Below are 18398 nucleotides of genomic sequence, written 5' to 3' on the forward strand. Positions count from 1 at the left end.
CTTTGTCCGGTGGCTGTAATGAAGAGGGCAGTTTCAGTTCTCATCCTCAGCCTTCTCCTTTTCGGGGTGATGGCCAGCGGGTGCATAGGGACGAAAACAACATCGAACACCTCAACAACCTCAAGCGGAGCAACAGCCACTTCTCCGACAGCCTCAAGCCAGTTATCCACCTCTACTGCATCCTCCAACGTTGTCCCGCTTACCCTCGTTGGGCCCGATGGCTCTGTTAAAACGCTAACCCTTTCAGACCTCAAGAGCCTCCCGCAGACGGTTGGAAAGGGCGGCCTGAAAACAAAGAAGGGGAGCATCAAGAGGATTGGAACTTACAAGGGCGTTTCTTTGAAGGATTTGCTCTCAAAGTTCGGCTGGTTATCAAAGAACTACCGTTACGTAATAACTGCCGCCGATGGGTATTCAATAACCGCTGACTACGGCTTCATATTTGGAAAGGGATTGGACACCTACGACGAAAAGGGGAACCCGATCAACGGCTCCGTGATTCCCATCCTCGCCTACGAGTACAACGGGGAACCGATAGAATTCACCTTGGACGGTAAGGTGTATCCCCTCAAGCTCGTCCTCGTCGGGGACGAGACGATAGTAACCCCTGGGAACCGCTGGGTCAAGGCCGTTGTGAAAATAGAGGTTGTGAAGGCCGAAACACCGGGAGAAAGCGAGAACACTGGCTATGGGGAAGTGAAAGATTTTGCCAACAGAACCGTTAAGGTGAAGAGCCCGCCGGCGAGGATAGTCTCACTCTACGGACTGGTCACGCAAATGATATACTTTCTCGGAGTTGAGGACGGCAAGAAAGTCGTGGGAAGCACTCCGCTGGCAATAAACGACGCTTTTATCGGGCTTCTGGATCCTGGCGTTAAGAACAGGATGGTCTTCGTCGGAAACCCGAGGAATGCGAACGTTGAAACCGTCAAGTCCCTGAACCCGGACGTCGTTTTCACTGCCTACTGGGGGAGCGAAAAGATAAACGAGGAAATAGAGAGCCTTGGCATTCCAGTTATAGCCCTGAACCTTGAGACGGTCGATGGATACCTCAAGGGGCTCCTGACAGTGGGCAAAGTTCTTGGAAAGGAGGAAAAAGCAGAGAAGGCAATTTCGTATTATCGCTCCGCTGTTGACTTCGTCACAAACAGGACATCAAAGCTTAAAGAGAGGCCCAGGGTTCTTCTCGTTCAGTACAGCATGAAGGATAAGGCGTTCAAAGCTCCAGGCAAGGAGTACTTCCAGAACAGATTAATAGAGATGGCAGGTGGGGAAAGCGTTTCCTCGAACCTTCCAGGTGGCTGGAACGTAGTGAACGTCGAGCAGGTCGCGAAGTGGAACCCAGATGTGATAATCGTCGTCAGCTACTCCCCCAAGAAACCATCGGCTAAGGTTAAGGAAGAAATACTAAACGACCCCGCGTGGAAGGGCATAAAGGCCGTTAAGGAGGGCAGGGTCTACGCGATGCCGAACGATGGCGAAAGCTGGGATTACCCCGCTCCAAAGTGGGTTCTCGGCCTCTACTGGCTCGCCAAGGTTCTCCACCCGGAGCTCTTCGGCGACCTCGATGTCAGAGCCAAAGCCGACGACTTCTATCAGAAGTGGTACGGGATAGACCCAAATAAGGTGGAGATAACCGGTGATATGCCGTGAGGGGGCTTAAAGGCATCTTTCTTTTTTTCATGGTTATCATTCTGATATCGCCCTTCGTGGGTAGAATGCTCTTCAATCCGCTCTCGATGAGCGATCTCGATAAAACCATCCTCCTCCAGGTCAGACTCCCGAGGGTGGTTACTTCCCTCCTTGTCGGGGCTTCCCTTTCGCTTGCAGGTTTAACCTTCCAGAACGTCTTCAGGAACCCCCTGGCCGGGCCGAACCTCCTTGGGGTCACGAGCGGCTCGGCCTTCGGGGCGGTTCTGGCGATACTCCTCTCTGCGGATCCTTACGTCATACAGATATCGGCCTTCCTCCTCGGCCTGCTTGCCGTTGGGGTGGTGTGGCGGCTTTCCCGCCTCGTTGGGAACGGAATCCTCGGCTTAATTCTGGCCGGAATAGCGGTCTCGGCTTTCTTCTCCGCCCTCGTGGGAATGGCGAAGTATCTGGCCGATCCGTACGACAAACTGCCCGCGATAGTTTTCTGGCTCCTGGGAAGCTTCGCAGGCTTGCGGTGGGATGACGTGAGGATTATGCTGGTGCCACTCGTTGTGAGCATAGTTGGGATAACGCTCCTCCGCTGGCCCCTGAACGTCATCAGCCTTAGTGAAGAGGAGGCTAGGGGGCTCGGAGTGAACGTGAGGCTCTACAGGGGGATTTTCATAGCCCTCGCCGCCCTCGGTGTTTCGGCATCGACGGCGATGGCTGGGATGATAAGCTGGGTTGGACTCGTGAGCCCCCACGTAGCCCGGCTGAGTGTTGGACACGACACGAGAACGCTCGTCCCGGCAAGCGCCCTCGTTGGGGCGTCTCTTCTCCTAGTTTGTGACGACGTTGCGAGGAGCGTAACTACCTTTGAGGTTCCCCTGGGAGTCGTTACTGCCCTGATAGGCGCCCCGACCCTCATAATAATCCTGCGGAGGGGGATCTATGCTAAGGGTTGAGGGGCTGGGCTTTTCATACGGCAGTAGGGAAGTCCTCAGGAACGTTACCTTTGAGCTTAAAAAGGGCGTTGGCTGTCTCCTTGGGCCAAACGGCGCCGGAAAAAGCACCCTCCTTAAGTGCATAGCCGGAATCCTCAATGGGAACGGTAGGATAACGCTCAACGGTACTGAGCTTTCCAGGTTGAGATTGAGGGAGCGTACGAGGCTCGTAAGCTACTCCCCCCAGGAATTCTCGCTGACGTTTCCGTACACGGTCTTTCAAACCGTGCTGATGGGCAGGAACCCCCACATCGACCCCCTGAGCGGGCCGGGAAAGGTGGACGAAGAGATGGCGATGAAGGCCCTCCGCACCCTCGGACTTGAGAACCTCGCGGAGAGACCCTTCGGCGAGCTCAGTGGAGGCCAGAAAAGGCTCGTAATGATAGCCAGAACGCTCGCGCAGGGTGGAGAGCTTTTCCTCTTTGACGAGCCCACTTCGTTCCTCGACTTCAGGAACCAGCACCTCGTTCTCAGCGTTATCAGGAAGCTCTCAAAGGAGAGAACAGTGCTGGTCTCACTCCACGATCCCAACCAGGCCCTGACCTTCTGCGATACGGTTTTCCTCCTGAAAGACGGGGGGATAATAGCGAGCGGAGAACCGGCTGAAGTTCTCAACGAGGAGAATCTGATGGAGTTATACAGGATGAAAGTGAAGCGGTTTAAGGCCGACGGCGGCTTTTTCATATACCCCCTGGAGGTGGTTGGATGAAAAAAGTCCTCTCCCTTCTGCTCGTCCTCATGGCATGCGGGTGCATCGGGGCTTCCGAAAAACAGACGCCCAGCAATGTTTCAACACCAAGTTATTCAAAAATTTCAACCTATCCCTTGGGAAATCCTCCAAACTGGTCAAACTGGACACTAGCTGTTCTGAATGACAACAGAACCTACACGTGGGAAGAACTCTCAAAACTATCGAACGACACGATGAGAATACCGGATTTGAACCTCGGAAGAACCGTCGAGTGGAGGGGAGTTAGACCTCAGAGACTTGGAAGGGGAGACTTCGTTACGGTAATAAATGAAAACGGGGAAGTGGTGAGCATACCCTATAACGTCTCAATGCTTCTGGCCATCTACATGGACGGGAAGCCGATGTCAACCCCGATAAGGCTCGTGGCGAGTCTCTCCTACGGCTGCCGGTGCAACTGGCTTCCTGGAATAAGGTTAGTGGACTTCGTGAACCGCTCCAAGGCCTTGGGGGTCTACGGCGAGGTGAACAACGAACTCTGGCTGTCCCCAAGGAGCTTTGCCGCCCTTGGAAACGGCTCGGTGCACCTGAACGAACTGCTCGATAAAGCTGACGTTAGGCCAATCGCCAGGAGGGTGATCTTCATTACACCCAACGGGGAGCTTCCATACAGCCTCGCCAAGATAAAGAAGCTGAACCCGTTGGTTGTTTTTGAGGGGAAGTTTAAAGTGCCCTCACTGGGTATAGAAGACCTAAGAGGAATAAGGCTTGAGGGGTGATTGAATGCTGCTTTCGGAGATCAAGAAAAAGGCTTTGAATCTTGCAAACGGGCTTGAGCTTTTAGATTTCGGCTTTGCCCTGCCCTACACGTGGGTCTTAATTGAAGGTCCTGAAGGAAAATCCCTAGGCGTTGCAATGACCCTCCCGGAGGAGGTTCAGAGGTACACCAACTCCATAAGTGAGCCTTCCATCGAGGCCTTCATTGAAAGGATCGACAGCCTGAACGTCATCGAGAGAACCCTCGGGATAGCGGCGGTAAACGCGGTCTCCCAGTACCACCTCGACGTCTCAGACCTTCCAGATGTTGACGTGGTTGAGCTTGTTGAAGGCTTCAGTGAGGTAGCAGTGATAGGCAACATGCCACCCGTTGTCAGGGCACTCCGCGAGAAAGGAGTTAAGACCCTCGTTTTCGAGCGGAATCCAAAGCTCTGGGACAGGGAGACGCTCAGCGACGCTCTGGAATACATTCTCCTCCCCGAGGTTGAAGCGGTCATTGTCAGCGGCTCAGCACTGGTTAACGGAACGCTTGAGATGATCCTCGACCGGGCGAAAAAGGCGGAACTGGTAATCCTGACCGGCCCAACTGCCCAGATACACCAGGAGCTCGTTAAAGGAACTGGGATTACTCACCTCGCGGCGATGAAAGTGATAGACCTTGAAAGGGCGCTCCTCGGCCTCAAGCTCGGCTCCTTCAGGGGCTTTGAGAAGGGGAACAGGAAGTACGTGGTGGAGGTTCCGTAGTTATTTTGCGAACCTCCCATCATCTTTTGCCTCTGGGAGCTTGTGAACGTTTTCTTCAAGCCAGCCTGTTCTCACTCCCTCTCTGTAGTCAAATTCTGGCACGTAGGGCTTTATATCCAGGAGGGGAGTTCCATCTAGGACATCAACATCCTCAACTATCAGGACGTTTCCGCGCCTTTCAACGAGTCTCACTATCGAGATGCCGATGGGATTCGGGCGCGCGGGTGCCCTCGTGGCGAACACGCCATGGTAGTTCTCGTCCATGTATGGCCTTACTAGGAGACTCTTGAACCTCGCCCTGTGGAAGTGGTAGATCAAAATTACGTGGGAGAATCCCTCAATGTCCTTCAGTCCTTCCTCAAACTCGGGAAACACATCAACGGTTCCTCTGATTCCCCTCGCCGCAGAGGCCTGTATGGGGACGTCTTTTGGCTCCTTGAAGGGGCTGTGAATAACTCCAATCGGGCGATAGCATATTTCTTCCAAAGGATAGCTTTTGGCCTTGCTCATTTTATCCCCCCATCAAAACCTGGGACGAAGGCTTTAAGTCTAACCCACAGCAAAAAAGATTTAGAAGCTATTTTGAACTCCCAACCATGAGGCTGATAATCTTAAACGACAACGTTCCAGCTGAGGGTTTGCTAAACGACTGGGGATGGAGCGTCCTCGTTGAGGGTAGAAACCGCTTTATCTTCGACGCAGACACGAACCCTCTCGTCCTAGCCCACAACTCAAAGGCTCTTGGTGTTTCCCTCAACGACCTTGACTTTGCTTTCCTGAGCCACTGGCACTACGACCACTACGGTGGCCTTCCTTACGTGGGGGAGCTGAACCCTGGGCTTAGGCTCTACGCTCCACCTGGGAACAGGGCGATGGCCCTTAGATGGGGCTTCGATGTGATGGAGGTCTTCACTGCTGGAGAAATCGCCAAGGGCATCTGGACTTCGGGGCCTCTGGATGACTTCGAGCAGGCCCTTGGGGTGGAGACATCATCGGGCCTCGTCGTCATCGTCGGCTGTTCCCATCCGGGCGTTGATAGGCTCACGAAGGCCCTCCTGGATGTTTCAGGCTATGAGAAGGCTCACCTAGTCATCGGGGGTTACCACGGGCCGTCTAGGAGAACACTTGACAGATTAGCAGAGATGGCAGAGTTCATAGCGCCTGCCCACTGCTCCGGAGATTTCGCAAAAGCCTACGTGAGGAAAACCTATCCCGAGAAGTACGTGGGAGTGATGACGGGGAGTATCATCGAGGTCTGAGAACGTTCTTAAAAAGAAGAAAAAGAAAGCGGTGATGCCCCATGGCGTGGAAGGCTATGCTCTCACCTTAATCGGATTCTTTGAAACATCCTTAACAGGCAGGTAGGCTATTACTGAAAGCACCCCAAGGACGAGGTAAGTGGTCACGTCATCAAGTGGGCTCCAGCCAGCGAAGTCTTCGTTGTGAAGCAGGTACGCCTCTATTGCATCTGACCCCATGACGAGCACCGCAATGAGTGCAAGGCCAATGCTCAGCAGTGCACCCACGTAGAGGTAGGAGACGCTCCTAAGGTCGCCCTCAACGGCCCTCTTGAGACCTGTTAGATAGACCGCGCTTATCGTGAAGAGGGCGAAGGCAGCGAAGAGGTCTCCAGTTGGAACTCCAATGACCTTGATCTCCTTTCCGAAGTAGGCGAGCACCTCGATTATCCCACCGATGAGGTAGAGGAGGCCGAAGATCCCAGTCAGCCATTTCACCTGTCCAAGGTTTATTCTGCTCATAGGAACACACCCCCCACCGCGACTATGAGCAGGGCCACTATGTACGCCAAGATCAGCTCGTAGGCCACCGCAAAGAGTGCCCACTTCCAGCCAGCTTCCTGCTTTATGACGGCTATAGTGGCAAGACACGGCACGTATATCAGCGAGAATGCCATGAACGCGTAGGCTGTTGCAGGGTTAAACGCTCCGCTCGCCGCCATTGCCTGTGAGATCGCCTGTTCATTATCCCCAACGCCGTAGAGTACTCCAAGTGTCCCGACCACGATCTCCTTGGCTATGAAGCCGAAGAACAGCGCCACCGCGGCCTTCCAGTCCCAGCCCATCGGCGCGAAGAGCGGCTGTAGGGCGTGCCCAAGCGAAGCCACCCAGGACTTTGCGAGCAGTTCTCCGTTCTCAAGGGCCTCTGAGCCGAGGTATCCACTGGGTCCAGTCACTGAGAGCAGCCAGACCACGATGACGCCTGCGAAGATAACGGTTCCAGCCTTCCTGAGGAACTTCTCCGTCCTCGTCCAGGCAGTGCCAAAGATGGTTCCCCAGTTGGGCCTGTTGTATGGTGGGAGCTCCATCACGAAGTAGGAGGGCTCGCCCTTGAATATGAGCTTCCTGAAGAGCCAGGCTATGATGAGGGCGAACGCTATGCCGAGGAGGTACATGCTGGTGATTACCGTTCCTTCCCTCCCGGCGAAGAACGCTCCGGCGAAGACGGCGTATATCGGCAGCCTCGCTGGACAAGACATCAGCGGGTTCACGAGTATCGTTAGAATTCTGTCCTTCTCGTCTTCAAGGGTTCTCGTTGCCATTATTGCCGGGACGTTGCATCCAAAGCCCATTATCATCGGGATCACGGACTTTCCATGGAGGCCGAAGTGGTGCATTACCCTGTCCATGACAAAGGCGGCCCTCGCCATGTACCCGCTGTCCTCCAGCCACGAGAACGCTAAGAACAGGAACGCTATCGGCGGCAGGAACACCAGGACGCTCCCGAGGCCGCCTATGATGCCGTCCCTGAGGAGAGAGGCTAGAGCGTCGTTCGCAACGTGTGCCCCGACTTCATCCCCGAGCCAGCTGAAGAACCAGTCTATAATATCGCTGAAGGGCGCCGAAACGTCGAAGGTGAACTTGAAGACGGCCCACATAAGGCTGATGAAGATTGGGACTCCGAGGTATTTGTGGGTGAGAACCTCGTCCAGCATGTCGCTGAAGGTTATCCTATCCTCTTTCTTCACGATGGCCCGCTTGGCTATCTCCTCTATCAGGCCGTAGCGCTCATCCGCCAGTGCGAGCTCAACGTCCCCGTATTTCTTGTGGAGCTCTCCCGAGACGTTTATAAGCTCCCTCAGGATATCGTCCCTTAATCTGCTTTTCTCGACTATCCCCCTGGCCTCGTCATCGCCTTCGAGGAGTTTTATGGCGAGCCACCTCGGGTTATAATTCCTTACCAGCTCGTCGTCCCGTTCGATGACCCTCATGATGCGCTCGATATAGGCTTCAAAGTTCGGGTACTCGATGGGGCGCGGCTTTCCCTTGATGGCTTCGACTATTTTTGCCTTGAGCTCCTCGATTCCCTTTCCTTCAGAGGCGACCATCGGAACTACTGGAACCCCAAGGGCCTCCTCCAGCTTCTTCGGGTCTATTTTGTAGCCCTTCTCTTCCGCGAGGTCCATCTTGTTCAGGGCCACCACGACGTTGGCTCCAATCTCGAGGAGCTGGAGCGTGAGGTAGAGGTTGCGCTCAAGGTTGGATGCATCGACGATGTCAACGACCACTCTGGGCTTCTCCTTCACTATGAAGTCCCTCGCTATCTTCTCATCAATGGAATAGGCGGTTAGGCCGTATACACCCGGAAGATCAACGACCCTGAACTTCATCTCCTTGTATTCAAACTCTCCCTCCTTCTTCTCGACGGTAACGCCCGGCCAGTTGCCCACGTGCTGTCTAAGGCCGGTTAATGCGTTGAAGAGGGTAGTTTTACCCGCGTTTGGGTTTCCTATCAGGGCGATCACGACTTCACTCATCCTATCACCTCCACCTGAATCTTCATCGCCAGCCCCCTTCCGAGGGCGAGCTGTGTTCCCCTAACGGTTACCATCATCGGACCGGCCATTTGGTTCCTGACCACGACTACCTCAGTGCCGGGCGACAGTCCGAGCTCCGCCAGCCTGTGGATTACTCCCCTTCCCCCGGCGATTCCCCTTATGACAGCCCTTCTGCCCTCTTCCACGAATGCCAGGGGCATCATTCACTCCACCTCTACGTAGTCCGCCTCTTCCTTCCGAAGTGAGAGCTTGTAGCCGCGAACCTCGACCTCTATCGGGTCGCCGAGCGGTGCCCTCTTCACGACCTTTACTACAGCTCCTGGAGTCACGCCCATAGTCAGAAGACGGGCCTTTGGGCCGCCCCTAATGCCCACGACCCTTACGGTTCTTCCGGGTTCAACTTCGCTGAGCCTCATTCTACCACCCCCATGCACAATTGCGTATATCGTGCTTAGGTATCCCTAACAACTTCAGAGTAGGCTAACCTAACATTCCCTTAAATAACTTTCTGTTTGTAAAGAAATACTTGGATGTTTGAAAACCCAAGAATTAGGTTAGCCTAATCTAACTAAAATGCTCCAAAATAGGTAGCATAGGTCAGTTGAAACCAAAAATGGATGGGTTTGAAAAAGAACTAAAAGAGTTTGAAATCACGAACAAGGCCACAGATTTGTTCCTTTTTTCGATTTCCGTGCATATGCACGAATTAGGGCTTAAAAGCTTTTTCTTGTATCTTCTCTATTTTCAACTCCAAAACTCTGAGGCCTTGGTAAACACTTCCACTTACTATAAACATTTTTGTTTATCCAAAATGTTTAAATTCCAAATCCAAAACTTCTTCGGTGGTTCGATGAGAGGCGTTAAAATCCTACTACTCGTCGGGGTTTTGGCTGGTATCCTCCTCGTTGCAGGATGCATCGGTTCTGAAAACGCCCCCGGGAGTTCGGAGAAAAAGCCCTTTGCGGGCCAAACGGTCGTCGTCTGCTCCGGGGCCGGCCTCATGAAGCCAATGGAGGAGCTGATAGGGATGTTCGAGAACGAGACCGGCGCCAAGGTTGAGGTCCACTACGGCGGGAGCAGCGAGATCTTCGGAATTCTTCAAACGACCTGCGGCTGCGACGTCTTCGTTCCAGGGGCGTGGTACTACACCCAGCAGGCGGCCGAGAGGGGCTACATCCTCAACGGCACCGTGAAGAACGTCACCTACCACATCCCTGTCATAGCGGTTCCAAAGGGCAACCCGAAGGGCATTCACTCCCTCGAAGACCTCGCGAAGCCAGGAGTCAGGGTTGTCCTCGGCGACCCGAAGGCGGCCGCCATAGGGAAGGTGTCCCGGAAAGTCCTCGAAAAGAATGGCCTGTGGGAGGAAGTGAAGCCGAACGTCGTGACTTTCACGCCGACGGTGAACCAGCTGCTCATCTACATAGCGACTGGTCAGGCGGATGCGGCAATAATCTGGGAGGACATGACGACCTGGGCGCAGTCAAAGGGCAAGATCGAGGTCGTTGAGATACCTTCGGAGCAGAACATCATCAAGACTATTCCCACGGCGGTAACGGTCTGCGCGGAGAAGGACGGCCACCTTGAGGTTGCTAAAGCCTTCAACGGGTTCATAGCAAACCACACCGAGATCTGGGAGAAGTGGGGGTTCAGGCCATGGCGGGGCTGAACTTCAGGAGCTTGACGATTTCGGTGGCCTTCATCTTCACGTTCCTCCTTTTCGCGGCGATAGCGACACTCTTCCTCCTGCCGAAGCCCAGCGATGTGCTTGAGGCCCTGAAATCGGAGGAGATGCTCTACTCGCTCAAACTGTCCCTGATCACGGCCTCGCTCTCGACCGTTCTCGTAATCCTCATGGGGGTACCGATAGGATACGCACTCTCACGCTTCAACTTCCCTGGAAAGAGCGCCGTCAAATCCATCTTAGACCTCCCGATGGCCTTCCCGGAGCTCGTCCTCGGTTTAGCTTTGCTCCTCCTCTTCGGCAGAACTCCTGTTGGTGAGGCCCTGAGCGACCTCGGGGTGAGGGTCGTCTTCACCAAGCTCGGCATAGTGGTCGCCCAGTTCTTCACGGCCCTGCCCTACGCCGTCAGGGTCATCTACACGACGTTTGAGGGGATAAGCCCGCGCTACGAGCTCGTCGCGAGGAGCCTCGGCTACTCCGAGTTCGAGACCTTCAGAAAGGTAACGCTCCCGATGGCGAAGAACGGACTCCTCGCCTCGACAGTCATCTCCTTCGCGCGTTCCATGGGTGCCTTCGGCGCGGTGCTGATCCTCGCGGGCGGGAGCTACATGAACACTGAGATACTGCCAGTTACGCTCTACCTGAATATCTCCTACGGCAACATCGGAATGGCAATAACGAGCGGAATCGTCCTCGTCGTCGTGTCGTTCATCGCGATACTCCTCACTGAGAGGCTGGAGGGTGGTGGAAGTGCCTCTGTTAGAGGTTGAGAACCTCAGTATTGACCTTGGGGACTTCCATCTCAGGGACGTTTCGCTCTCCGTTGAAGAGAACGACTATCTGACTATAATAGGGCCAACGGGGGCTGGAAAGTCCGTCCTTCTTGAGGCCATAGCGGGCTTTTATCCGCTTCTAAAGGGAAGGGTCATACTTGAGGGCAAGGATATAACGAGGGAGCCGCCTGAGAGGAGAGGAATGAGCATCGTCTATCAGGACTACGTTCTCTTCCCACACATGACGGTTTTCGAGAACATAGCCTTCGGCCTCAGGAAGAAGGGCCTCGTAAGGGCTGAGATCGAGAGGGAAGTAAGGCACATAGCGGAGGAGCTCCACATAGACCACCTGCTCCACAGGAAGCCGGGGACGCTTAGCGGCGGGGAGCAACAGAGGACGGCCCTCGCGAGGGCGCTCGTCGTCAGACCAAGAGTTCTCCTCATGGACGAACCTTTTTCTGCCCTCGACTCCAAAACGCGCGAAAAGCTCCGCTCCCTCGTTAGGAATGTGATAGACGAGTACGGAACGACGGTCCTCCACGTCACCCACGACTTCGAGGACGTCTTTGCCCTGGCCAAGCACGTGGCTGTCATGAGGGACGGAAGGATAGTTCAGTTCGGCACTCCCGAGGAAGTCTTCTCAAGGCCCGCAGACGAGTTCATCGCTGACTTCGTGAGAACCAACCTGCTCCGCGGGGAGGTCGTTGGGAAGGAGGGAGAACTCACCGCCGTCAGGGTTGGAAACGTCATTCTTTATACCGCCGACGATGCCGAAGGAAAAGTGACTCTCTCCATTAGGCCAGAGGATATAATACTAGCGAGGGAACCAGGGGAATGCTCCGCCCAGAACGTCGTGCCAGTCCTCATCGAGTCACTGGAGAAGCGCGGCCACCTCGTCTGGCTTAGCCTATCCTCAGAGGGAGTTCCCCTCAGTGCCGTTGTAACGCCGAACGCCGCAGAGCTGCTCGGCATAAAGCCCGGCGAGAAGTTCTACGCCATGTTCAAGGCAAGTGCCCTGAGGGTGATAAAATGAACCCGGGGAGACTGTTTGAAATCTACCTCGGGAGGACTGTCCATACTTCGACGAGACGAGCGAGTTCCTGAGAATCGAGGGAAAAGGCACAATGGAGATAGTCTCCAGGAAGGAGGGAATAGCAGCCTTCACGGAGGGGCTATCCTCCTTTCTCTTCTCCCTCAGCTTAAACGTTCGGTTTCTCCCAAGCGGGAGCGAATTTAAAGCGGGTTCAACGCTACTCCACGCGGAAGGTGATTTGGAAACACTCTTCAAGGTCTGGCGGGTTTCCCAGACCTTTCTCTCGATAACCTGCGCGATAGTCACCGAAACTAGAAGGCTCGTTGAAAGGGCCAGGAAAGCGAACCCGGACGTTGTCATAGCAACGACTCGGAAAGCCTACCCTGAGAAGTTCGTGGAAGTGAGGGAGTATCATCGAGCTCTGATTTCAAGGAACTCAACGAGGAGGTTAAAGAACCGCGTGGTTCTCCCCAAGGGAGTTATAAAGCGGTAGACCAGCAGTTCCTCCCGGATTTCTTCTCTCTGGAACTCCTTTGGTAGGCCATCAAACTTTCCGCTTCTTGAGAGCTCTTTTACAACCCTCCAGCCATCGGAAAAGAGCGCGTTGAAGTACTCCTTCAGCCACTTCTCGTCGATTCTCCTTACGAAGAGCTCCCCCTCCCTTGACAAGCGGTAGTAGGTGTGGTGCTTGTGGACTTCGAAGGCCTTCTTGAACCTCGCCTTACTTCTCTTTATCGCACTTCCAGAGTCTCGCTCCACCAGTCCAGCTTCCATCAGATCTCTTATTGCATCTTCGATGAGAGAAAGGGGTAGCTCGCTCATTTTCACCATCATCTTGGCGTAATCCACTCCGGCTTTCTTAAGGTGGGCCAGGACGTAGAGGTGAACCGGAAGGAGTTCAAGGCCTCGGTACGAACCTGGGCGTTCTTTCTGCGTATTCCCTCCATCCATCGCCGAACATCTCCTCGAGGGCTTTCTCCTCCTCGCCTATGAACCCGAGCACGCCCGCCCAGTAAACGAGAGGAAGTAAGAGCATGAAGCCACCGAAGAGGAGAGAGAATCCCGGAATCACGAGAAAGCCCCAGATGGAGTATATCGGATGCCTCACCCTTGAGTAGCAGCCCTCCGTGAGCAGTTTCCCCTTCGAGTAAGCCCTTGAGACCTGAAGGTAGCAGAGAAACCAGAGGGAGAGGCCGAGGAATACCATCAGGAACCCAAGGACTGGAAACGCGAGAAAGCTAACCCCAAGCCTCTCGTCTAGGTAAAACGCCAGAACCGCATAGATGGAAGAAAGGAGGGCAACCTTTGGAAAGATGCCCCAGAACTTCATGTTCACTCCTCTATCGGCGGTTTTTCGGTCTTCTTTTTCTGCACCTGCTCCCAGAGGTCGTCGAAGTTCTCCACGACCCGCTGGAGTGCAAGGTTTAGATCCCTCGTCCTCGTGAAGAATGCCACCTTGTTGGTCTTGTCCCGGATTCTCAGGAAGTTCGGGCCCATCCTGAAAGCTGCTAAAACGTCAACGTCGAGGAGCTGGCTGACGACTGCCTTGAACTTCCTCGGGTCGCCGTGCCCCTCGTCGTGTTCTTCCTCTATGTCTTTAGCCTTGTTGTGCCTCTTTTCGAGGAGTTTTATGCTTCCATCCTCGCAGATTTCGTAGATCGCGAAGAACTCTGAATCACCGTAGTGTGCATCTATGAGGTGTTCATCATCTTCCATTCCGAACGCGACTTTGAGGCATCTCTTCTCAGCCATGAGCATCACCTGAAATTCCTTCGGTAGGGGTTTTATAAGGATTAGGCTCACCGAAAACTTTAAATGCTGTGCATATGCACAAAATAATAGACGAAAGAATGGAGGTGGTTGGCATGAGGATCGCTGTCCCGACTAACGGTGGAGGTAGAGAAGACACGGTCGCCCCGGTCTTCGCGAGGGCACCGGCATTTTACATAGCGGACGTTGACGAGAACGGGAACATCGTCAGCGAGAAGGTCATTCAGAACAGCGCCGCAATGGCCGGCGGAGGGGCCGGACCAATGGCAGTCCAGACCCTCATCAACGAGGGCGTTGAGGCAATAATAGCTCCTCAGGTCGGCCCGAACGCACTCGGTGCCATACAGGCCGCTGGTATCAGGCTCTACCAGGTCGCTCCAGGGACACCAGTGGAGGAGGCCATAAAGAGCGTCGTGAGCGGTGAAGCGGCCCAGTTCACGGCACCCGCTCCGCAGGCTCCCGTCGCTCCAGCGGCCCCTGCAACTCCGGTAGCACCGGTGCCGCCAGCGTACGGCCCAGCCTACCCGGCTTATCCTGCCTACGGCTACGGTTTCGGCCCTGGTTGGGGCAGAGGCTGGGGCCGCGGATGGGGTAGAGGACGCGGCTTCGGCAGAGGTTGGGGCAGAGGAGGAAGAGGCTGGGGAGCGAGGCTCGGCTACTGCCCGTGGACAGGAATGCCCAGCAGGAGAACCCTCCGCCGGTATTACGGCTGGTGGTGAGGCCTTTCCCTTTAACTTTTTGAGGTGCCCAAAATGCCGCGCGGTTACGGAAGGGGTATGGGCAGGGGTGGAAGATTCGGCCCGTATCCACCCTATTATGGAGGCTTCTTCGGCCGTTTTGGACTCTACGGAATAATAGACCTAATCTTCCTGCTCCTGATCCTCTACCTGCTCTTCAAGCTCTTCCTAGTGGCTGCGACCTATGTTATAGCCCTCGTGGTGCTCTACATGCTCTGGGGCTTCATAAGTCCGAGGAGAGGCCGCTGGTTCTGGCCTTAGCTCTCTTTTCCATGCTTCTTTTTCAGGCCGTTCAGTACAGGTTTTTGAGCCGCTCTATCGAGAGGTATGTGAACAGCAGTGTTAGGAATATCAAGATCAGTGCGGAGTAAACGGGATGGACGACTTCTGTGTACTTCAACATCGAGAAGCGGAGCCCCTCCACGAGATAAGTCATCGGTGTCAGGTAGCCTGCTATCAAAAACCAGCGTGGAAAGAGGAGGAGGGAAGCTATGGCACCGCTCGTGAACATCATGGGGAGTCTAAGGAGGTTCAGCCAGGTCATGGCGCTTATCGGGTTCTCGACGACGAGCGATATGTAGAGGGCCAATCCAGAAAAGGCCAGCCCGCCGAGGAAGGCGTAGCCAACAACCATAGGCACGTTCCAGACTGGATAGACCATGAAGTGTGACACCAGAGCGAGGCTTACTAGAGCCACAAAGAGGCCGAAGAGGGAGCCGACTAAGAGCTTGGCAAGGATTATCTCGATGTAGCTCACAGGAGCAACGAGGAGGCGTTCAAACGTTCTGAGCCTCCTCTCGAAGATTATGGACGAGGCCACAAATGAAGTCGTACCGAAGACTATCGAGATCGAGACGAGACCCGGGGCGAGGTGGTCTATGTCGCCGAAGCGGACTATGAACGCTAACGTGAAGACGATCGGGAACACAACGCCCCAGCTTATTGAGCCCGGCTTGAGGACGTACTCCTTGAGTTCCTTCCTCGCTATCGTGAGAACCTTCAAAGAGGACACCCCCCGCAGCCGCACGCTCCGCCTTTTGGAACCTCTGTCGTCAGCTCTATGAAGACTTCCTCTATGCTCGGCGCCTCTGTCGAGACCTTCAGGACTTTAAAGCCGAGCTCTTCTCTGAGCTTGCACAGCTCTGCCATGAAGGCGTCGGCATCTGGAACCGTTATCACGATATCTCCCTCATCGAAGGTCGGGCCATAAGCTGAGAGGGCATCGAGGAGCTTGTTGGAGAGCGGCTCGACCTGAAGCCTGATCCTCGTCCCCTTCCCAATGAGCTTCGGAAGCTCCGTCCGCGTCCCCTCGGCGATTATCTTTCCTTTGTTCATTATAGCGACTCTCTGCGGTATCGTCTCAGCTTCAACCATATTGTGGGTTGTGAGGAAAATAGTCATGCCCCTCTTGTTCAGCTCCCTTATGAGCGCCCTCAGGGCCTTGGCGGAGTGGACGTCGAGGCCGTTTGTAGGCTCATCAAGAAAGAGTATCTCGGGTTCGTGAACCAGCGCTGCCGCTATCGTTACCCTCCTCTTGAAGCCCGAGCTGAGCTTTCCGAACTTCCTCTTTGCCGGGAGGTTGAACTCCTTAATGAGTCTGGCCACGTTCTCCTTTGGAGCGTCGTAGAGGTTTGCGGTGAACTTCAGGTTCTCCTCGACGGTAAGTTCCTCGTAAAGGTTGGATATGTCGGGGACAAGGCCTATCGAGCGCCTAACCATTAGGCCTTCCTTCTTCACGTCGTAGCCGTTCACGTAGGCCTCTCCAGAGGTTATCCTGGTGAGAGTCGTGAGCATTCTCACTGTCGTTGTCTTTCCGGCCCCGTTCGGGCCGAGAAGTGCAAAGGCCTCCCCGCGCTTAACCGTGAAGCTTATCCCCCTAACGGCCTCAAAGTCGCCGTATCTCTTCACGAGGTTTTTCGCTATTATTGCTTCCTCCGCAGCCATATCAGCACCCCGAGGAGGGCTATCCCGACCAGGATTCCACCAGCGATGAGGGGGCTGTAGCCGGGTTTTACTGAGCTTTTCTCTCCCGCGGTTTCCGACTGGCCCTGGGCGGTTGGAGCAACTGAGTAGGCCACTATGACGCTGTAGCAGTTGTCTATCTCGTGGGAGCCGTAGTCAACGACGAAGTAGCCCGTGGGAGAGAAGCCGACGTGGTAAACAGTCCCGTTGAAGCTCTCGAACCACTCGACCGTCCCGTTGGGGGCTATAAGCTCGACGTTCTTTCCGTAGGCCACCACAGTGTAGCCTTTAAACGTTGCAACGTCGTTGGCATAACTCAGGAGGGGCGTTGAATAGAGGAGCTTTCCGGCAGAGTCAAGGAGCGTCACGTTCCCCGTCATTCCTGCGGCCGCTATGTACTCCCCGTCGGTTGAAATCGAGCGGACGTAGCCGTTGAAGTGCCTTTTCCAGATGACTGAGCCGCTATCCGAGAGAAAAATCAACTCGCTCCAGCTCTCGTCCTGCGGAACTACAAGAACTGCTATGCCGTTTTTGAGAGGTACAATCTTCCTAACGGCTCCATTAAATGCTTTCTTCCACAGGAGTGTTCCATCGAGCTTGAATACATGTATTCCAGCATTGCTACCTGCGAGAACTCTTTCACCTGAAAGGACAACGCTCCAGACGTATTTCCCAATGTTCCTCTCCCACTTCAGCTCCCCGTCCTGGAAAAGGTAAACGTAGCCAGCGGCATCCCCCGCGACGGCGACTTTCCCATCGGCCGATATGGAGACGCTCACAACAGCTTCCCTTAGCTTCCTTTCCCAGAGCAGTTTTTTGGGCTCCGAAAACGCCTGAACCCAGCTTCCTTCCGTCCCTATCAGGAGGACGTTGTTGTCAGAAAGGGCCGAAGAATATGCGATGCCCCTTGTTGGAGCTTTGAGGAGGAGCTTTCCCTCGGGAGAGAGCAGCTCAGCGTCATAGCCAAAGGCTAGCCCAACGTAGCCTTTCGAGTTGAAAGAGACCGAAAACGCCGCGCACTGATCGGTGTATCTCCACATTTGAACCGGCTCGGCGAGAGCCAGCGGGAGGGTGAGCGTTAGGATCAGCATAAAGGCCGCTGGAAGTCCCAACTCCATCTCTCACACCATCTTTGATTTCAAAACCCCAAAAATAAACCTTCCGCATGGGATCCGAACTCCGCTCGGGCTTAGTCCTTATCGTTCTTTGCCACTATGAGCCTGACCACGCCGCTGTAGTAGGCTTCCTCTTTCTCCACTTTGAAGTGCTTCCTCACGAGCTTGTGGGTGTCCCTCAGCGGGTCGTCGTCGAGGAGAGGCTTGAGAATGAGCTTCATCGGCAGGAGGAAGAGGTAATTCACCAGCTCGCTCTCACTCTTGGTGTGTTCAAGGAAAATCGCCATTCCATCGGGCTTGAGGACTCGTTTTATTTCTTCTATGGCCCTTTCCGGCTCTGGAACGGTGCAGAAGACGAAGGAAGAGACAACGGTGTCGAAGAAGTCATCAGGAAAGGGAAGGCTCTCTGCCTCGGCAACCTTGAACTTTACATCCATTCCAAGTTCTTTCGCCCTTTTCTTGGCCATCTCGAGCATTTTCTCTGAGCCGTCAATGGCGTAGAGCTCCACGTCCTGGGGGTAGTACCTGAGGGTCTTCCCAGTTCCAACGCCTATTTCGAGCGTTTTGCCTTCCGCGAGAGAAACCGCACTCTCCCTGAGTGGATTGAAGAACCTATCAAGCGGCCTTTCAAGTAGCTCGTAAAAGCCCGCTATCCTGTCGTACTTCTCGCGGTACATAAAAGA

General features: G+C 54.6%; 24 protein-coding genes. 12 read left to right on the forward strand and 12 right to left on the reverse strand.

Annotated elements, in window-relative coordinates:
- Positions 1-18 precede the first annotated feature (18 nt).
- Genes TK_RS03490 through TK_RS03510 form a run of 5 tightly spaced genes read left to right on the forward strand, consistent with a single transcriptional unit; the run spans position 19 to position 4845 of the window.
- The gene (locus TK_RS03490; RefSeq protein ID WP_011249657.1) at positions 19-1653 is read left to right on the forward strand and encodes an ABC transporter substrate-binding protein; all 1635 of its coding nucleotides are present in this window, start codon (positions 19-21) and stop codon (positions 1651-1653) included.
- On the forward strand, positions 1650-2597 hold the full coding sequence (locus TK_RS03495) for a FecCD family ABC transporter permease (RefSeq protein ID WP_011249658.1): 948 nt from the start codon (positions 1650-1652) through the stop codon (positions 2595-2597). Before TK_RS03490 ends, TK_RS03495 begins: the two co-directional genes overlap by 4 nt.
- Entirely contained in the window at positions 2584-3345 is a 762-nt protein-coding gene (locus TK_RS03500) for an ABC transporter ATP-binding protein (RefSeq protein ID WP_011249659.1), read from the forward strand. The genes TK_RS03495 and TK_RS03500 overlap by 14 nt, the downstream gene beginning before the upstream one ends.
- Positions 3342-4103 (forward strand): hypothetical protein, encoded by a 762-nt coding sequence (locus tag TK_RS03505; protein WP_011249660.1) that lies wholly within the window; start codon positions 3342-3344, stop codon positions 4101-4103. Before TK_RS03500 ends, TK_RS03505 begins: the two co-directional genes overlap by 4 nt.
- Before the next feature lie 4 nt (positions 4104-4107).
- Positions 4108-4845 carry a Rossmann-like domain-containing protein gene (locus tag TK_RS03510; RefSeq protein ID WP_011249661.1) on the forward strand — a complete coding sequence of 246 codons (738 nt, stop codon included), beginning with the start codon at positions 4108-4110 and terminating at the stop codon, positions 4843-4845.
- On the opposite strand, the gene tsaA is transcribed toward TK_RS03510, so the two are convergent.
- Entirely contained in the window at positions 4846-5355 is a 510-nt protein-coding gene (tsaA, locus tag TK_RS03515; protein WP_011249662.1) for a tRNA (N6-threonylcarbamoyladenosine(37)-N6)-methyltransferase TrmO, read from the reverse strand. It lies immediately after the preceding gene.
- Between the two features lie 86 nt (positions 5356-5441).
- Between tsaA and TK_RS03520 the strand changes: the two genes are divergently transcribed.
- Positions 5442-6104, forward strand: coding sequence for an MBL fold metallo-hydrolase (locus TK_RS03520; protein WP_011249663.1), 663 nt, complete (start codon positions 5442-5444; stop codon positions 6102-6104).
- Between the two features lie 54 nt (positions 6105-6158).
- Here the strand turns inward: TK_RS03520 and TK_RS03525 are convergent, their stop codons facing one another.
- The 4 genes from TK_RS03525 to TK_RS03540 are packed head-to-tail and all read right to left on the reverse strand — an operon-like array spanning position 6159 to position 9057.
- On the reverse strand, positions 6159-6605 hold the full coding sequence (locus tag TK_RS03525; RefSeq protein WP_011249664.1) for a hypothetical protein: 447 nt from the start codon (positions 6603-6605) through the stop codon (positions 6159-6161).
- On the reverse strand, positions 6602-8620 hold the full coding sequence (gene feoB, locus TK_RS03530) for a ferrous iron transport protein B (protein ID WP_011249665.1): 2019 nt from the start codon (positions 8618-8620) through the stop codon (positions 6602-6604). Before feoB ends, TK_RS03525 begins: the two co-directional genes overlap by 4 nt.
- A complete protein-coding gene (locus TK_RS03535; protein ID WP_011249666.1) occupies positions 8617-8844 on the reverse strand; it encodes a FeoA family protein in 228 nt (75 codons plus the stop codon). Before TK_RS03535 ends, feoB begins: the two co-directional genes overlap by 4 nt.
- Positions 8845-9057 carry a FeoA family protein gene (locus tag TK_RS03540; RefSeq protein WP_048053680.1) on the reverse strand — a complete coding sequence of 71 codons (213 nt, stop codon included), beginning with the start codon at positions 9055-9057 and terminating at the stop codon, positions 8845-8847.
- Between the two features lie 434 nt (positions 9058-9491).
- Here TK_RS03540 and modA point away from each other — a divergent pair, with 434 nt between their 5' ends.
- The 4 genes from modA to TK_RS03560 all read left to right on the forward strand — a co-directional run bounded on the left by modA (position 9492) and on the right by TK_RS03560 (position 12624).
- Complete coding sequence (modA, locus tag TK_RS03545) at positions 9492-10310, forward strand: molybdate ABC transporter substrate-binding protein (RefSeq protein WP_011249668.1); 819 nt, start codon at positions 9492-9494, stop codon at positions 10308-10310.
- A complete protein-coding gene (locus TK_RS03550) occupies positions 10298-11095 on the forward strand; it encodes an ABC transporter permease (RefSeq protein ID WP_011249669.1) in 798 nt (265 codons plus the stop codon). Before modA ends, TK_RS03550 begins: the two co-directional genes overlap by 13 nt.
- Positions 11070-12131, forward strand: a complete 1062-nt coding sequence (locus TK_RS03555; RefSeq protein WP_232500610.1) for an ATP-binding cassette domain-containing protein — start codon at positions 11070-11072, stop codon at positions 12129-12131. The genes TK_RS03550 and TK_RS03555 overlap by 26 nt, the downstream gene beginning before the upstream one ends.
- A gap of 91 nt (positions 12132-12222) precedes the next feature.
- Entirely contained in the window at positions 12223-12624 is a 402-nt protein-coding gene (locus TK_RS03560; RefSeq protein ID WP_011249671.1) for a hypothetical protein, read from the forward strand.
- Here TK_RS03560 and TK_RS03565 read toward each other — a convergent pair.
- The 3 genes from TK_RS03565 to TK_RS03575 are packed head-to-tail and all read right to left on the reverse strand — an operon-like array spanning position 12543 to position 13883.
- On the reverse strand, positions 12543-13082 hold the full coding sequence (locus tag TK_RS03565; RefSeq protein WP_011249672.1) for a DUF2250 domain-containing protein: 540 nt from the start codon (positions 13080-13082) through the stop codon (positions 12543-12545). The genes TK_RS03560 and TK_RS03565 overlap by 82 nt on opposite strands.
- Positions 13030-13461 (reverse strand): methyltransferase family protein, encoded by a 432-nt coding sequence (locus TK_RS03570; RefSeq protein ID WP_011249673.1) that lies wholly within the window; start codon positions 13459-13461, stop codon positions 13030-13032. Before TK_RS03570 ends, TK_RS03565 begins: the two co-directional genes overlap by 53 nt.
- A gap of 2 nt (positions 13462-13463) precedes the next feature.
- Positions 13464-13883 carry a NifB/NifX family molybdenum-iron cluster-binding protein gene (locus tag TK_RS03575; RefSeq protein WP_011249674.1) on the reverse strand — a complete coding sequence of 140 codons (420 nt, stop codon included), beginning with the start codon at positions 13881-13883 and terminating at the stop codon, positions 13464-13466.
- 113 nt (positions 13884-13996) lie between these two features.
- Between TK_RS03575 and TK_RS03580 the strand changes: the two genes are divergently transcribed.
- Positions 13997-14620, forward strand: a complete 624-nt coding sequence (locus tag TK_RS03580) for a NifB/NifX family molybdenum-iron cluster-binding protein (RefSeq protein ID WP_011249675.1) — start codon at positions 13997-13999, stop codon at positions 14618-14620.
- A 33-nt stretch (positions 14621-14653) separates the two neighbouring features.
- Entirely contained in the window at positions 14654-14899 is a 246-nt protein-coding gene (locus tag TK_RS03585) for a hypothetical protein (RefSeq protein WP_011249676.1), read from the forward strand.
- Positions 14900-14930: 31 nt separating this feature from the next.
- On the opposite strand, the gene TK_RS03590 is transcribed toward TK_RS03585, so the two are convergent.
- The 4 genes from TK_RS03590 to TK_RS03605 all read right to left on the reverse strand — a co-directional run bounded on the left by TK_RS03590 (position 14931) and on the right by TK_RS03605 (position 18392).
- Positions 14931-15650: an ABC transporter permease gene (locus tag TK_RS03590; protein ID WP_011249677.1), complete on the reverse strand. Its 720-nt coding sequence runs from the start codon at positions 15648-15650 to the stop codon at positions 14931-14933.
- Entirely contained in the window at positions 15638-16582 is a 945-nt protein-coding gene (locus tag TK_RS03595; RefSeq protein WP_011249678.1) for an ABC transporter ATP-binding protein, read from the reverse strand. The genes TK_RS03590 and TK_RS03595 overlap by 13 nt, the downstream gene beginning before the upstream one ends.
- Entirely contained in the window at positions 16561-17718 is a 1158-nt protein-coding gene (locus TK_RS03600; RefSeq protein ID WP_011249679.1) for a WD40 repeat domain-containing protein, read from the reverse strand. Before TK_RS03600 ends, TK_RS03595 begins: the two co-directional genes overlap by 22 nt.
- A 71-nt stretch (positions 17719-17789) precedes the next feature.
- Positions 17790-18392, reverse strand: coding sequence for a class I SAM-dependent methyltransferase (locus tag TK_RS03605; protein WP_011249680.1), 603 nt, complete (start codon positions 18390-18392; stop codon positions 17790-17792).
- Between the last annotated feature and the right edge of the window lie 6 nt (positions 18393-18398).

Source organism: Thermococcus kodakarensis KOD1 (assembly GCF_000009965.1).
Lineage (GTDB): Archaea > Methanobacteriota_B > Thermococci > Thermococcales > Thermococcaceae > Thermococcus > Thermococcus kodakarensis.

What these genes read in the sequence shown, in the direction of transcription:
- TK_RS03490 (WP_011249657.1), top strand. Translation starts at nt 19, where the DNA reads ATGAAGAGGGCAGTTTCAGTTCTCATCCTCAGCCTTCTCCTTTTCGGG.
- TK_RS03500 (WP_011249659.1), top strand. Translation starts at nt 2,584, where the DNA reads ATGCTAAGGGTTGAGGGGCTGGGCTTTTCATACGGCAGTAGGGAAGTC.
- TK_RS03505 (WP_011249660.1), top strand. Translation starts at nt 3,342, where the DNA reads ATGAAAAAAGTCCTCTCCCTTCTGCTCGTCCTCATGGCATGCGGGTGC.
- TK_RS03510 (WP_011249661.1), top strand. Translation starts at nt 4,108, where the DNA reads ATGCTGCTTTCGGAGATCAAGAAAAAGGCTTTGAATCTTGCAAACGGG.
- tsaA (WP_011249662.1), bottom strand. Translation starts at nt 5,355, where the DNA reads ATGAGCAAGGCCAAAAGCTATCCTTTGGAAGAAATATGCTATCGCCCG.
- TK_RS03520 (WP_011249663.1), top strand. Translation starts at nt 5,442, where the DNA reads ATGAGGCTGATAATCTTAAACGACAACGTTCCAGCTGAGGGTTTGCTA.
- TK_RS03525 (WP_011249664.1), bottom strand. Translation starts at nt 6,605, where the DNA reads ATGAGCAGAATAAACCTTGGACAGGTGAAATGGCTGACTGGGATCTTC.
- feoB (WP_011249665.1), bottom strand. Translation starts at nt 8,620, where the DNA reads ATGAGTGAAGTCGTGATCGCCCTGATAGGAAACCCAAACGCGGGTAAA.
- TK_RS03535 (WP_011249666.1), bottom strand. Translation starts at nt 8,844, where the DNA reads ATGATGCCCCTGGCATTCGTGGAAGAGGGCAGAAGGGCTGTCATAAGG.
- TK_RS03540 (WP_048053680.1), bottom strand. Translation starts at nt 9,057, where the DNA reads ATGAGGCTCAGCGAAGTTGAACCCGGAAGAACCGTAAGGGTCGTGGGC.
- modA (WP_011249668.1), top strand. Translation starts at nt 9,492, where the DNA reads ATGAGAGGCGTTAAAATCCTACTACTCGTCGGGGTTTTGGCTGGTATC.
- TK_RS03550 (WP_011249669.1), top strand. Translation starts at nt 10,298, where the DNA reads ATGGCGGGGCTGAACTTCAGGAGCTTGACGATTTCGGTGGCCTTCATC.
- TK_RS03560 (WP_011249671.1), top strand. Translation starts at nt 12,223, where the DNA reads ATGGAGATAGTCTCCAGGAAGGAGGGAATAGCAGCCTTCACGGAGGGG.
- TK_RS03565 (WP_011249672.1), bottom strand. Translation starts at nt 13,082, where the DNA reads ATGGATGGAGGGAATACGCAGAAAGAACGCCCAGGTTCGTACCGAGGC.
- TK_RS03570 (WP_011249673.1), bottom strand. Translation starts at nt 13,461, where the DNA reads ATGAAGTTCTGGGGCATCTTTCCAAAGGTTGCCCTCCTTTCTTCCATC.
- TK_RS03575 (WP_011249674.1), bottom strand. Translation starts at nt 13,883, where the DNA reads ATGGCTGAGAAGAGATGCCTCAAAGTCGCGTTCGGAATGGAAGATGAT.
- TK_RS03580 (WP_011249675.1), top strand. Translation starts at nt 13,997, where the DNA reads ATGAGGATCGCTGTCCCGACTAACGGTGGAGGTAGAGAAGACACGGTC.
- TK_RS03585 (WP_011249676.1), top strand. Translation starts at nt 14,654, where the DNA reads ATGCCGCGCGGTTACGGAAGGGGTATGGGCAGGGGTGGAAGATTCGGC.
- TK_RS03595 (WP_011249678.1), bottom strand. Translation starts at nt 16,582, where the DNA reads ATGGCTGCGGAGGAAGCAATAATAGCGAAAAACCTCGTGAAGAGATAC.
- TK_RS03600 (WP_011249679.1), bottom strand. Translation starts at nt 17,718, where the DNA reads ATGGAGTTGGGACTTCCAGCGGCCTTTATGCTGATCCTAACGCTCACC.
- TK_RS03605 (WP_011249680.1), bottom strand. Translation starts at nt 18,392, where the DNA reads ATGTACCGCGAGAAGTACGACAGGATAGCGGGCTTTTACGAGCTACTT.